General features: G+C 64.8%; 10 protein-coding genes. 8 read left to right on the forward strand and 2 right to left on the reverse strand.

Going from position 1 to position 12,957, the window contains the following annotated elements; translation table 11 throughout:
• Positions 1 to 4: 4 nt before the first annotated feature.
• Positions 5 to 1,654 (reverse strand): GspE/PulE family protein, encoded by a 1,650-nt coding sequence (locus tag ACVIJ6_RS05120; RefSeq protein WP_456771767.1) that lies wholly within the window; start codon positions 1,652 to 1,654, stop codon positions 5 to 7.
• 253 nt (positions 1,655 to 1,907) lie between these two features.
• On the opposite strand from ACVIJ6_RS05120, the gene gspD reads away from it, so the two are divergent.
• From gspD to ACVIJ6_RS05140, 4 genes are all read left to right on the forward strand, one after another.
• The gene (gene gspD, locus ACVIJ6_RS05125) at positions 1,908 to 4,214 is read left to right on the forward strand and encodes a type II secretion system secretin GspD (protein ID WP_456771768.1); all 2,307 of its coding nucleotides are present in this window, start codon (positions 1,908 to 1,910) and stop codon (positions 4,212 to 4,214) included.
• Positions 4,186 to 4,737: a tetratricopeptide repeat protein gene (locus ACVIJ6_RS05130; protein WP_456771769.1), complete on the forward strand. Its 552-nt coding sequence runs from the start codon at positions 4,186 to 4,188 to the stop codon at positions 4,735 to 4,737. Before gspD ends, ACVIJ6_RS05130 begins: the two co-directional genes overlap by 29 nt.
• Positions 4,738 to 4,985: 248 nt before the next feature.
• On the forward strand, positions 4,986 to 6,857 hold the full coding sequence (locus tag ACVIJ6_RS05135; protein WP_456771770.1) for an alkaline phosphatase family protein: 1,872 nt from the start codon (positions 4,986 to 4,988) through the stop codon (positions 6,855 to 6,857).
• A 238-nt stretch (positions 6,858 to 7,095) separates the two neighbouring features.
• Complete coding sequence (locus ACVIJ6_RS05140; protein WP_456771771.1) at positions 7,096 to 8,250, forward strand: hypothetical protein; 1,155 nt, start codon at positions 7,096 to 7,098, stop codon at positions 8,248 to 8,250.
• Between the two features lie 216 nt (positions 8,251 to 8,466).
• Here the strand turns inward: ACVIJ6_RS05140 and ACVIJ6_RS05145 are convergent, their stop codons facing one another.
• A complete protein-coding gene (locus tag ACVIJ6_RS05145) occupies positions 8,467 to 9,369 on the reverse strand; it encodes a LysR family transcriptional regulator (RefSeq protein ID WP_456771772.1) in 903 nt (300 codons plus the stop codon).
• A 157-nt stretch (positions 9,370 to 9,526) separates the two neighbouring features.
• Between ACVIJ6_RS05145 and ACVIJ6_RS05150 the strand changes: the two genes are divergently transcribed.
• The 4 genes from ACVIJ6_RS05150 to ACVIJ6_RS05165 are packed head-to-tail and all read left to right on the forward strand — an operon-like array spanning position 9,527 to position 12,957.
• The gene (locus ACVIJ6_RS05150) at positions 9,527 to 10,339 is read left to right on the forward strand and encodes a creatininase family protein (RefSeq protein ID WP_456771773.1); all 813 of its coding nucleotides are present in this window, start codon (positions 9,527 to 9,529) and stop codon (positions 10,337 to 10,339) included.
• Positions 10,340 to 10,358: 19 nt separating this feature from the next.
• Positions 10,359 to 10,781, forward strand: coding sequence for a cupin domain-containing protein (locus ACVIJ6_RS05155; RefSeq protein ID WP_456771774.1), 423 nt, complete (start codon positions 10,359 to 10,361; stop codon positions 10,779 to 10,781).
• Entirely contained in the window at positions 10,781 to 11,605 is an 825-nt protein-coding gene (locus ACVIJ6_RS05160) for a cysteine hydrolase family protein (RefSeq protein ID WP_456771775.1), read from the forward strand. The genes ACVIJ6_RS05155 and ACVIJ6_RS05160 overlap by 1 nt, the downstream gene beginning before the upstream one ends.
• Positions 11,606 to 11,610: 5 nt before the next feature.
• A complete protein-coding gene (locus tag ACVIJ6_RS05165) occupies positions 11,611 to 12,957 on the forward strand; it encodes an FAD-binding oxidoreductase (RefSeq protein ID WP_456771776.1) in 1,347 nt (448 codons plus the stop codon).

Genomic DNA, 12,957 nt, shown 5'->3' on the forward strand with positions numbered 1-12,957 from the left:
CACCTCAGCGCGCGACGAGGACACGAAACAGCTCGGAGGTCGAAGTAACGCCGGCGCGGCACTTGGCGACGCCGTCGTCGAGCATCGTCGTCATGCCCTCCCGCATCGCCAGCCGATCAATCGCCAAGCCATCGGCACTGTCGGCGATCAGCTCGCGCAGGCTGCTCGTCAGTTCGAGCAGCTCGAACACACCGACGCGTCCGCGGTAACCGCTCTGGCCGCATCGATCGCAGCCGACCGGATGCCATGTCACATCCCCGGCCGCGAGACCCAAATGGCCGAAGCGCGGATCGTTCCGACACGTCTCCTCGTCGAGCGGCTTGGCGATCTTGCAATGATCGCAAAGCTGGCGCACCAGCCGCTGCGCGATGACGGCGCGCAATGTCGATCGCAGCAGATAGCCCTCGACGCCGAGATCGAGCAGCCGCGGCACCGCCGCCGCCGCGGTCTCGGTATGCAACGTCGTCAGCACGAGATGGCCGGTCAGCGCGGCGTGAACCGCGACATGCGCGGTCTCGTTGTCTCGGATCTCGCCGACCATGATGACGTCGGGGTCTTGCCGGACGAAGGAGCGCAGCGCGGTGGCGAAGGTCAGCCCGATCGCCGGCTTGATCTGCGACTGGTTGATGCCGGGGATCTCATATTCCACCGGATCCTCGACGGTGAGGATCTTGCGCTCCGGCGTGTTGAGCATCGACAGGATGGTAGCCAGCGTCGTTGTCTTGCCGCTGCCGGTCGGTCCGGTGATCACGATCATGCCGTGCGGCAGCGCGATCAGGCGGCGGAGCGCGGCGTCATCGCGCTGGGACAGGCCGAGACGGCTCGCGACGAGCTGCGAGCGATCCTTGGGCAAGATGCGGAGCACCGCGGTCTCACCATGCTGCGTCGGCATGATCGCGACGCGGACGTCGATCTCCGCACGGCCGGCGCGAATGCGCGCGGCGCCGTCCTGTGGCAATCGCCGCTCTGCAATGTTCAGGCCGGCGACGATCTTGATGCGGGAGATCACGGCCTGCGGCAGCACGCCCGCCGGCGCTGTGATCGGACGCAACAGCCCGTCGACGCGGAGCCTGACAACGAGCCCGGTCGAGAACGGCTCAATGTGGATGTCGCTCGCGCGCATTTCCACGGCCTTCTCGATGAGATCGTTGACCGCCCGCACCACCGGCGCGCCGCTCGCCAAATCCCGCAGGCTTTCGATGTCGTCGTCGCGCAGGTCCTGGACCGGCGAGATGTCGGCTTCCTCTCCAGCGGCCAGCCGCTGGTCGAGCACGACCGCGATGTCCTCGTGCGACGCGACTTTGAATATAATGTCAGGGCCCAGCACCAGTTCGGCGGCCCGCCGCACCGCCTGATCGGTCGGATCGGCCATGGCAAAACTGGCCGTGCCCTCGGAGCTCCGGTAGGGATAGCTGAGCACTTCGCGCAGGAAGCGGTCCGAGAATTCGCTTACCGCGGGCGTCGCCGCCATCAGCTCGCGCAAGGATGCGCGATCGAGCCCGGTAAACTGCACAGCCTCCTCGGCAAAGGCCTCGGCCGACAGGCCGAACCGATCCCACAGCGCAAGCTGCGTGTCGCCGGCAGGCTCGCCCGAACGCTGCGGATGCCGCTGACGAAGATAGGCCTGAAACTGGGTCGACAGCGTACCGCTCATGGCGAGATCCGGGGAGCGCCCGTGCCGGCATGTTGTCTCGGCACACTACAAATGGCTGCCGCTGTTATTGATCGCGAACATGACGGTTGTACGAATGCGAAGCGCGCCGACATTTCCGACACACAAGTTGCGCAAAACTCCACAGCTCCCGCCAAATATACATAAGTGTCACATTGGACCGCTATGCAGGCCGCACAGTCTCCCGCAGCAGCATCATGTTGCGGCCAGTCCACATGAGTAGGTCGGCAAGTCCATGTTTTGCATCGGCAATCGAAGCCAGTCCGCTGCGGTTGTCCGGCATGGTTTGCTGCTCGCAGGCACCGTCCTGCTCGCCTCCTGCAACATGGCGACGCTGAATTCTCAGGCCAGCGCGCCGGCTGATGTCGACGTGATCGACAAGGTCCGCTCGCTCGATATCTTGCCGCGCGATGAGCGACCGGTCGGGTCGCTCCAGAGCCGCCCCGAGGTCGAACGCGCGAGCGCGCGGACCTATCAGGGGACCGTGGTTCAGGAGGTCGCCGAGGTCAGACCGCAGCCGGCGGCTGATGGCAAGGGCTACGATCTCAATTTCGAGAACACGCCGATCGCGCTGGTCGCGAAGGTCGTGATCGGCGACATTCTCGGCGCCGGCTATTCGATCGATCCGCGCGTCCAGGGCAGCGTGAGCCTGGTCTCCGCCCGGCCGGTGCCGAAATCCGACATTCTGTTCGTGCTGGAAAGTGCGCTGCGCCTGTCGGGCGTCGTGCTGGTCCGCGAGGGCGGCGGCTACAAGCTGACGCCGCTCGGCGATGCCATCGGGGCCGGCCGCGTCGACGGCGAAGCTGGTCGCGCCGAGCCCGGCTACGGCGTGTCGGTGGTGCCGCTTCAATATGTCGGCGCACAGACGATCCTCAAGCTGATGGACAGCTTCGCGACCCGCGCCGGCAGCGTGCGCGCCGACTCCACGCGGAACCTGCTGCTGATCCAGGGCACCGGCGCCGAGCGGCGCTCGGCGATCGAGACCGCACTGAGCTTCGACGTCGATTGGATGCGCGGCCAGTCGGTCGGCGTCTTTCCAGTCAGCAATTCGGCGCCCGAGCCGCTCGTCGCCGAGCTGGAAAAGATTATGGATACGGGCGAGAACGGGCTGAGCCAGAATCTGGTGAAGCTGCAGGTCGTCAGCCGGCTCAACGCCATCATGGTGGTGACGCGCAAGCCGGCGCTGCTGCAGACCGCAGCGACCTGGATCCGTCGGCTCGACCAGGCCGATTCCGGGCGCACCAGCGTCCACGTCTACCGCATCCGCTACGGCGATGCGCGCCAGCTGGCCAAGGTTCTCACCGACATGTTCGGAGGCGCCAGCTCCTCGTCCACCGACAGCACCGACAATCAGGCGGCGCCGGGCTCGGATGGGACGACGACATCGGTTGCCGATCGGCTGTCCTTCAACACCAACGCAGCGGGATCAGCCAACGGCGGTGCGACGACATCGAGCCGGCTGCAGGGCGCCGGCGGCCTGTCCGGGATGCAGTCCTCTGGCGCGTCGTCCGCGTCCAGCAGCACGCCGTCGGCGAGCGGGCTAGAACCCCGCTCCGGCGGCAGCGGCGGCCAGGCGCTGATGCCGAACGTCCGCATCACGCCAGATACCGTCAACAACTCGCTGCTGATCTATGCCGATCGCGAGAGCTATCGCACCATCTCCAGCACACTGCAGCAGCTCGATCAGCCGGTGCTGCAGGTCGGCATCGACGCGACCATCGCCGAGGTGACGCTGACCAACGAATTATCCTACGGCGTGCAGGCGTATCTGTCGAGCAAGGTGCTCGGTCTCGGCACCGACAAGGGCTCGATCACCAACACCCAGGCGACCTCGGTGGCGACGGCGACGACCGCGGCGGCCACCTCGGCCCTGATCAACCGCGCGCTGCCCGGCTTCAACTTCCTGATCGGGCACGAGGCATCACCCAACATGATCCTCGATGCGCTGCATACGGTGACCAGCGTGAAGGTGCTCTCCAACCCGTCGCTGGTCGTGATCAACAATCAGGCGGCCACCCTGCAGGTCGGCGATGTCGTGCCGGTCTCGACCGGCAGCGCCACGGTGCTGTCGTCCAGCAACACTGTCGTGAACACCATCGACTATCGCAACACCGGTATCATCCTGCGTGTCGTGCCGCGGATCGCCGCCAATGGCAATGTCCGGCTCGAGGTCGAGCAGGAGATCAGCAACGTCGCCGCACAGACCGCCGCGAGCCTCACGCCGACAGTGTCACAACGCAAAGTCAAGAGCGCGATCTCGGTCGCCAACGGCCAGACCGTGCTGCTGGCGGGCCTGATCAGCGAGCAGCAGAACGGAAACCGCAACGGCATTCCCGGCTTCGACGAGATCCCGATCCTGGGCGACACGTTCTCGCATCAGGACAAGAAGGGCACCCGGACCGAGCTGATCATCTTCATCCGGCCGCAGATCATCCGCGACGGCAGCGATGCTCATCAGGTGGCCGAAGAACTCCGTTCCAAGCTCCGCGGATCGGTCGGGGCCAGCATCACGGATGATTTGCGTGTCCGCACCACCCGCTGACCACCTCGACCACCCGGCCCGGCCGTCGGTCCGACGTCGCATCAAGGCCGCGACCGCCGTGGCCCTGCTGCTCGCAACGATGTCCACCTCCGCTCACGCTGATACGATCAGCGCCGCACGTAGCGCCTATGCGCGCGGCGATTTCGTGCGCGCGGTCCGCGTGCTGAGTCCCCTGGCTCTGCACGGCGATCCGCGCGCGCAGGCGATGCTCGGCTTCATGTACGAGAACGGCTTCGGCACGCCGCAGGCCTATGAGGTCGCCAGCGATCTCTATTGCCAGGCCGCGGCCGCCGGCAATCCGTTCGGCCAGGCCATGCTCGGCCTGATGTATGACAAGGGTCACGGCGTTCCGCAGGACGTGGTGATCGCCTACAAATGGCTCAACCTCGCGGCCGGCAATGCCGGGCGGACGCAGCGGAGTTATTACCTCCGCCTGCGCAACGCCGTCGCCTCGAAGATGTCGACCAGCCAGATCGCGCAAGGTCAGGCGCTCGCGTTGGGCTGGGTGCCCGGCCAATTCTGAGCTGCCGCTCCCGAATCATTACGTAGACACAGCGCGGTTGACGCCGACGCTGGATCTGGCCTGCGCGTAGGTCGCCGCGCGAACAAACAAACTCGCGTCGCCGTGTGTCGGCAAGCCCCAGCATTTCTGGGCATTTCACAAAACCGCATCAAGACCGACACCTCGTTGCAATTTGTTGCCGCGATAAATCGTCGCAGGCCGCACCCGCCAGTGTGCGTGCCAGCATCCCACTCCGTCCGGAGATTTTCATGACCAGAACAGTCACGCGGTCCAGAGCGCTTGCGCTTGCGACCACTGCCGTCTTCACGACGACCAGCATCGCCTCGGCCTTCGCCGGCACGGCGACCACTACGCCGATCGAGCACGTCATCATCATCGTCGGCGAGAACCATACCTTTGACAATCTGTTCGGCACCTACAAGCCGAAATCTGGACAGAGCATCGACAATCTGCTCAGCAAGGGCATCGTGAAGGAGGACGGCTCCCCGGGCCGGCACTTCAAGAAGGCCGCGCAGCGCATCGGCCGCGACGAAGTGCGTTACACGGCGGAGACGGCCTCCACCGGCGCTTACGCAACATTGCCCCAGCCCTACACCACCTACGGAATCGGCCTGCCGCAGAACGTGCTCGACACGCGCTTTCCGGCCAATCTCCCCAACGGACCGTATCAGATCTCGAAATACGTGCCCTACGCCGCCTACACCGGAGATCCGGTGCACCGCTTCTTCCAGATGTGGCAGGACGTCGACGGCGGCAAGCACGACAAGTTCGTGTGGGTCGAGCAGACCATCGGCACCGGCTCGAACGGCAAGCCCTATCCGGCGGGCGGCTTCAACCCGATGGAAGGCGCGATTTCCATGGGCTTCTACAACATGAACCCGTTCACCGACGCCGCGGGCAAGGCCCAGCCCGGTGATGCGCCGTTCTTCAAGCAGCTCGCCGACGAATACGCGATCAGCGACAATTATCACCAGGCCATCATGGGCGGCACCGGCGCCAACTTCCAGGCCCTGGTGACCGGACATGCAGCCTTCTTCACCAATCCGGAGACGCTGAACGGCGCCCCTGCGGTGCCCTACGCCAACCAGATCGAGAATCCGGATCCGGTTCACGGGACCAACAACTACTACAAGCAGGACGGCTACAGCGGCGGCTCCTACGTCAACTGCTCCGACCCGAGCGCGCCGGGCGTCGCCGCCATCAACGAGCAGCTGTTCAAGAACGGCGTCTATCACAACAATTGCGCGCCGAACCATTATTACCTGGTCAACAATTACAGCATGTACTGGAATCAGACGAGCGCCAAGCCGAACGCGCTCGGCTCGGACAAGTTCGTGCTGCCGCCGCAGAGCGCGCCGACCATCGCCGACGTGATGACGGCGAAGGGCGTGTCCTGGAAGTACTACAGCGCCGACCGTGGTGACGACGCCACCACCTTCGCCAAGAGCGTCGATGGCGTTCCGCTGCTGTTCCACTCTTATTGCGGCATTTGCGATCCCCTCACCGGCTTCAACAAGATCATGAAGACGCCGTCCGAGGAAGCCAAGCTGCAGAACTACGGTGCCTTCGTGAAGGACATCCAGAACAACACCCTGCCGGCGGTGTCGTTCTTGCGTCCGTTCGAGGCGCTGGCAGGTCATCCCGCGGATTCGACCACGGACCTCTATGAGAAATTCCTGGAAGCCCTGATCAACCGCGTCAAGGCCAACCCGCAGCTCTGGGCCAAGACCGCGATCTTCATCACCACCGACGAAGGCGGCGGATATTACGATTCGGGCTATATTCAGCCGGTGGACTTCCTCGGCGACGGCACCCGCATTCCCTTCATCCTGGTCTCGCCGCTGGCCAAGAAAGGGCACGTCGACCATACCTATTACGATCACGTGTCGCTGCTGAAGTTCATCGAGCGGAACTGGCGGCTGCCCACGATCTCGTCCGTCAGCCGTGACCGGCTGCCGAACCCGATCCATGACCGCGACGATTATCAATATGTTCCGATGAACCGTCCGGCCATCGGCGACCTGATGAATCTGTTCGTCTTCGCCGACGAAGATGGTGATCATCATCACCACGGCCATTGGCACCACCACGACGGTGACGATCGCGACGACGACCGCTGATTGTTCGGACCGCTCCGGCACCTATCCTGACACGCGAGACCCGCCGCAGATGATGCGGCGGGTTCTGCGTCGTGTCCGCGGTCGAGACGCCGCGGCGCCACGCGCCCGCCGCCATCATCGATCCGTCAGTTGATTGTCAGCCGATTGTCACGTCCTCGTTAACGACGCTCCGCATCGTTGCGGGGCCGCTTGCCCACAAGCGGCGCGATATAACCGAGGTCTTGGGGGATCTTGCCAAATGTCATGTCGATCATTATTCAAATCCGCATTTCACGAGCTGCTCACGCTGTCTGTGGCGGCCTCACTGTTGTCGTTCGCCGCAGCGACGCCTAGCCTCGCGCATGACTACTACGAGCGCGACCATGACTACTACGGCCATGATTACCACGAGCGCGACGACGACGACAGCTACACGATCGGGCTTTGGGGCGACCTGCCCTATTCCACGCTGCAGGCCACGGTGGGCGTACCGAACCTGGTCGCCGACATGAACGCGCACCGGCTGAAATTCACCGTTCACGACGGCGATCTCAAGCAGGGCTCGAATTCAGCCTGTGACGCCGGCCTCTATGCCCAAGCGCTCGCTTTCTTGAACAGCCTGGAAGCGCCGGCCATGTTCACACCGGGCGACAACGACTGGGTCGATTGCGATCGGCCGTCCAATGGCGGCTTCAACTCGCGCGAGCGGCTCGACTATGAGCGCAAGGTGTTCTTCTCGACGCCGTTCTCGCTCGGCCAGCGCAGGCTGCGCCAGGAGGTGCAGACCGATGCGCTGTGCCTCGGTGCCAACGGCACCAAGGTCGGCTGTGTCGAGAATCGTCGCTGGACGGTCGGACGCGTGACCTACGCGACGCTCAACGTGCAGGGCTCCTGCAACAATCTCTGCGACACGAATCCCGATCCGGACGAGTACAACGCACGCAATGCGGCCGTGATTCTCTGGATGCAGCAGACCTTCGCGGAAGCCAAGAAGCGCAATTCGGCCGCGGTGATGTTCATTTCCCAGGCCGATCCCGGCTGGGATCTGTCCGACTCCACGCGCGCGCCGTTGCGCGATCCGAAGACCCTCGCCGAGACCGACGGCCAGCCCGACGGCTTCGCGAGCTTCTTGACTGCGCTGCGCACCGAGGTCGAGGCGTTCCGCAAGCCGGTGGCCTATGTCCACGGCGACTCGCATTACTTCCGCATCGATCAGCCGTTCCTCAACAGCGCGGGGCAGAGGCTCGAGAACTTCGTTCGCGTCGAGACCTTCGGCGACAATCAGGGCAACGGCAACAACGACGTCCGTTGGCTCAAGGTCACCGTCGATCCGCGCAGCCACGATGTGTTCTCCTACCAGCCCGTCACCGTTCCGGCCAACCGGACCGCGGTGCCGGCGCCGACCCGCTATTGACCCACGACAAATCAAGTCGCCCAGCCGGGCTGGGCGACTTGGTGCGGCTCAGAAAGAGGGCAGTGAGTCCCGCCGGCCGAGGCGTTTCACTGCGCGGCGGCGGTGGTCAACGGCCCGATCCTGATCCGGGAACCATACCGGCACGCGTGATGCGTTCCGGCCAGCCGTAGCTAGAAGTGAGTTCCAGCTCCGAAGCGCCCTCGCAGGCGCGCCTGGCTAGCTCACAGCCTCCTGCATCATGGCCTTGAGCATCTCGGCGAGCACGCTTGCGATCGCGCTGCTGCCGCGCTGGTGTCCGATCAGCATCAGGGCTTGGGCATCGTCGGCCAGTTCGCGAATGGCGACATAGACCAGCCGGCCGGCGCGCCGCTCGAAGTCGATGTCGAACGGCGTCAGGAACGTGATGCCATTGTTCAGGATCGCCGCCTGGCGCATGATCTCGATCGAGTTGGTTTCGATGATGGGATGCAGGTCGAGCGCGGCGCGGGAGAACGCCGCGTCGAGATAGGGACGGATCGCGCTGCTCTGATCGGCGATGACAATCGGGTAATCGATGCAATCGCTCAGCCGGATGCTGGCGCGCTTGGCCAGCGGATGATCGGGAGCCATGACGCCGCCGAGTTTTGCGAGCGCACGTCCGAGCAGCTTGAGATTGGCATCCTTGGCGAAATCAAAGCCGATACCGAGATCGGCTTCGCCATTGGCGACCGCCGACTGGATCTCTGCACCGGTGTTGTAGAGCGTGAGGCTCAGCTTCACGCGCGGATTGGCCATGCGGAATTCTCTGACCGTGCCCGGCACCAGATTCGACGCGAGACCGCTCATCATGGCGACGGTGATCTCACCGCGACGCAGGCCCTTGAGCTCCTCGATCTTGGCTTGCGCCCGTGTCAATTCCTTCAAGGTCTGGCGGATATGCCCGATGAGGATCTCGCCGGCTGCAGTGAGGATCAGCTTCTTCGGCAGCCGCTGAAAGATCGGCGTCCCGAGTTGCATCTCCAGCGCGAGGATCTGTCGACTGATCGCGGAAGCAGCGACGTTCAGACGGTTTGCCGCCTTGCGGATGGACCCGGTGCGGGCGACTTCGTCGATATAGTTCAGCAAACGGCTGTGAAGCATGGCCGGGGGTCCGCGAGACGCTGGGACGGAGGTTGGCGTCACGTTGCCCAAAAGGCAACAGGGTTGCCGAATCTTGGTGCTTTGAAGCGCCGGTTGCGCATGCAAGATCAGGGCATCTGCGGGCATTGGGGCCCGGACGGCAGACGCGAACGGAACGATGGCTGCGACGTCACGCTTTTGGTGGGACCTTTCGACCACGGAGTTCGGCGCGCTCGATGCCGAGCGGACCGTTGCCATCCTGCCGGTCGGCGCGATCGAGCAGCATGGGCCGCATCTTCCGGTGAAGGTCGACGCCGCCATCAATGCGGGCATTCTGTCGCACGCGCTGGAGCTGATGCCGCCGCACAGCGCCGCGCTGGTGCTGCCGCCGCTGCCTTACGGCAAGTCCGACGAGCATCTCGCCTTTCCCGGGACACTGACCCTGTCCCACGAGACCCTGGGGCGCGTCTGGTACGAGATCGCCGAATCCGTTTACCGGGCCGGGGTCCGCAAGATCCTGTTCTTCAACTCCCATGGCGGCCAGCCGCAGCTGCTCGACATCATCTGCCGCGATCTGCGGGTGAAGCTCGGCATGCTCGCGGTCAACACGACATGGTGGCAGCTGATCGACATCAGCGACCTGTTCGCGGCAGACGAGATCAGGCTCGGCATCCATGGCGGGCAGATCGAGACCAGCGCCATGCTCCATTTGGCGCCCGATGACGTGCGAATGGACCGCGCCGAGACCTTCGTCTCGGCTGCGGCGGCCATCGAGCGGGAGTTCGCGCTGCTCGGTCCGGAGGCCGCCGCGCGCTTCGGCTGGCAGGCCCAGGACCTGCATCCGGCCGGGGTCTGCGGCGATGCGCGTGCGGCCAGCGCCGAGCTTGGCCGAGCCGTGGTCGAGCGCGCGGCCCCACGGCTGGTCGCGCTGGTCGACGATATCAGCCGCTATCCGCTGTCGCGGATCGTGGCCGGCCGCCGCTCACAATGATCAGTGCAAGGGGTGATGCATGGCGTTCAGCGCAGTTCAGCTGTCACAAGCCAAGGCGTTTCGCATTTCGCCGAAGGACACCAACTACTTCGTCATGCTGTTCGACGGCGCGAGCGACCGCATTGCCAATATCTTCGTGATCGAGATCTTCCGGCCGGGAGGCGCCACGCCGCCGAACGTCCATGCCGCGGCGCATGAGTTCTTCCACGTGTTGCACGGCGAGGGCATTGCCCGCTGCGATGACAATACGCTGCCGATCAAGAAGGGCGATTCGCTGCTGCTGCATCCCGGATCCGAGCACGTGATCGAAAACACCGGGGCAGGCAAGCTGTATACGCTCACGGTCATGACGCCGAACGAGGGGTTCGCCGAGCTCATCCGGAATGGCGAACCGGTCGAGATCGAGACCGACGATCTCCGCGTGCTGCAGGGCGCCGGCTGATGGCGGCCCAGACAGACGCAAGCGAGGAAGCCGGCCTGCGGCCGCTCGGAACGAGCGCATCCAATCGCTGGATGGTGTCGCAGGCGCATGCCGATCTGGTGCGTCCGCGGCTGCCGGCGCAGCCCATCGCGGTCGAAACGCAAAGCAAGAGCGTGCGCTTCGATCTCGCGCGGAGCGCGATCATCGTGATCGACATGCAGAACGACTTCTGCCATCCCCAGGGCTGGCTGGCATCGATCGGCGTCGATGTGACATCCGCGCGGGCCCCCATCGCGCCGCTGCAACGGCTGCTGCCGGCCCTGCGCAGCCAGCGCGTGCCGGTGATCTGGCTCAACTGGGGCAACCGGCCGGATCGCCTCAACCTCAGTCCGGCGCTGCTGCATGTCTACAAGCCGAGCGGCGTCGGCACCGGCCTCGGCGATCCGCTCCCCGGGTCAGGCGCGCATGTCCTGGAGCGCGGCAGCTGGTCGGCCGGAATCGTCGATGAACTGGCGCCGGCCCCCTCCGATATCCATGTGGCCAAGTGCCGGATGTCGGGCTTCCAGGATACGGAGCTCGACAGCATTCTGCGCAATCTCGGCGTCACGACGCTGCTGTTCGCCGGCGTCAATGCCGACCAATGCGTGCTGTGCACGCTGCAGGACGCCAATTTCCGCGGCTACGACTGTCTCCTGATTGCGGACTGCACGGCCACCACATCGCCATCCTATTGCATGGCCGCCACGCTCTACAACGTACAGCAGTGCTTCGGCTTCGTTGTCGAGTCCGCAGCGATCGGCATCGCGCTCGCAGGTCTTGCGCCGGATCGGGGTGAAGCCAGGTGAGCGGGATGTCACCGGACACCGTGGGCCGCCTGCTGGCCGATCTCGACGACATCCCGACGATCACGGATGCCAGGATCGTGCGGCGCCGCTCGCGCGACTTCTTCTGGTACAGCCCGATTCTCAATGAGCTGTTGAGCGACAAATCGGCGGACATTCTGGTATCGCCGCGCAACGAAGCGGAGATCATCCGCATTGCGGCTGCCTGTGCACGCCATCGCGTGCCGTTGACGGTACGCGCCGGCGGGACAGGAAATTATGGCCAGGCCGTGCCGCTTCGCGGTGGCGTGCTGCTCGACGTCACCGCGCTGGATCGCATCGAATGGGTCCGGCCGGGCGCGATCCGGGTGGCGGCGGGTGCCAAGCTGAACGTCATCGACGCCGAGCTCGCGCCGCAGGGCTTCGAGCTTCGCATGCACCCTTCCACCAAGCGCACGGCGACGATCGGCGGCTTCGTCGCCGGCGGCTCCGGCGGCATCGGCTCGATCACCTATGGCGGCCTGCGCGAGCCAGGCAACATCCTGGCCGCGCGTGTCGTCACGATCGAGGAAGAGCCGCGGGTGATCGAATTGCGCGGCGACGCGGCGCAGAAGATCAATCGTGCGTATGGCACGACCGGCATCATCACCGCGCTGGAGATGCCGCTCGCACCGGCATGGACCTGGATCGACATCGTCGTGGCCTTTGACGACTTCGCGGAGGCTGCAGCGTTCGGCCAGGAGGCGGCGCTGGCCGACGGCGTCGTCAAGAAGCTGATCTCCGCCGTGGCCGCGCCGCTGCCGACCTATTTCGGTGCGCTGCGGCCGCATTGCCCCGACGGCAAGAGCATCGTGATGGCGATGGTGGCCGAACCCAGCCTGGAAAGCTTCAAGGCGCTGCTGAATGGCCGTGGTACCATCACGCTGGAGACGCCGACCGATGACGGCCCGGGCCAGGTGCCGCTCTACGAATATAGCTGGAACCACACGACCTTGCAGGTCCTGAAGGCCGACCGCAGCGTGACCTATCTACAGTCGCTTTATCCGCATAATCGTCTGCTGGAGAAGGTCGCGGAAATCCGTCAGCTGTTTCCCGACGAGGTCCTGCCGCATCTCGAGTTCATCCGCTTCGGCGGCCGCGTGACCTGCAGCGGCCTGCCGGTGGTGCGCTATCGCGATCCGGAGCGGTTGAACGAGATCATCCGGATGCACGAAGCGCGCGGCGTCTCGATTGCCAATCCTCATGTGTTCACGATCGAGGACGGCAGCCGCTACAAGCGCGCCGATGCTGATCAGTTCGGCTTCAAGCGCGAGGTCGATCCGCTTGGGCTGCTCAATCCCGGCAAGATGCGCAGCTTCGTCCCCGACGGGGCCTGA

The sequence above is a fragment of the Bradyrhizobium sp. USDA 4369 genome, assembly GCF_054056435.1.

Bases quoted from the DNA above. Each gene is read 5' to 3' on its own strand.
- gspD (WP_456771768.1), top strand. From the start codon at position 1,908: ATGTTTTGCATCGGCAATCGAAGCCAGTCCGCTGCGGTTGTCCGGCAT.
- ACVIJ6_RS05135 (WP_456771770.1), top strand. From the start codon at position 4,986: ATGACCAGAACAGTCACGCGGTCCAGAGCGCTTGCGCTTGCGACCACT.
- ACVIJ6_RS05145 (WP_456771772.1), bottom strand. From the start codon at position 9,369: ATGCTTCACAGCCGTTTGCTGAACTATATCGACGAAGTCGCCCGCACC.
- ACVIJ6_RS05150 (WP_456771773.1), top strand. From the start codon at position 9,527: ATGGCTGCGACGTCACGCTTTTGGTGGGACCTTTCGACCACGGAGTTC.
- ACVIJ6_RS05140 (WP_456771771.1), top strand. From the start codon at position 7,096: ATGTCATGTCGATCATTATTCAAATCCGCATTTCACGAGCTGCTCACG.
- ACVIJ6_RS05155 (WP_456771774.1), top strand. From the start codon at position 10,359: ATGGCGTTCAGCGCAGTTCAGCTGTCACAAGCCAAGGCGTTTCGCATT.
- ACVIJ6_RS05160 (WP_456771775.1), top strand. From the start codon at position 10,781: ATGGCGGCCCAGACAGACGCAAGCGAGGAAGCCGGCCTGCGGCCGCTC.
- ACVIJ6_RS05120 (WP_456771767.1), bottom strand. From the start codon at position 1,654: ATGAGCGGTACGCTGTCGACCCAGTTTCAGGCCTATCTTCGTCAGCGG.
- ACVIJ6_RS05130 (WP_456771769.1), top strand. From the start codon at position 4,186: ATGATTTGCGTGTCCGCACCACCCGCTGACCACCTCGACCACCCGGCC.
- ACVIJ6_RS05165 (WP_456771776.1), top strand. From the start codon at position 11,611: ATGTCACCGGACACCGTGGGCCGCCTGCTGGCCGATCTCGACGACATC.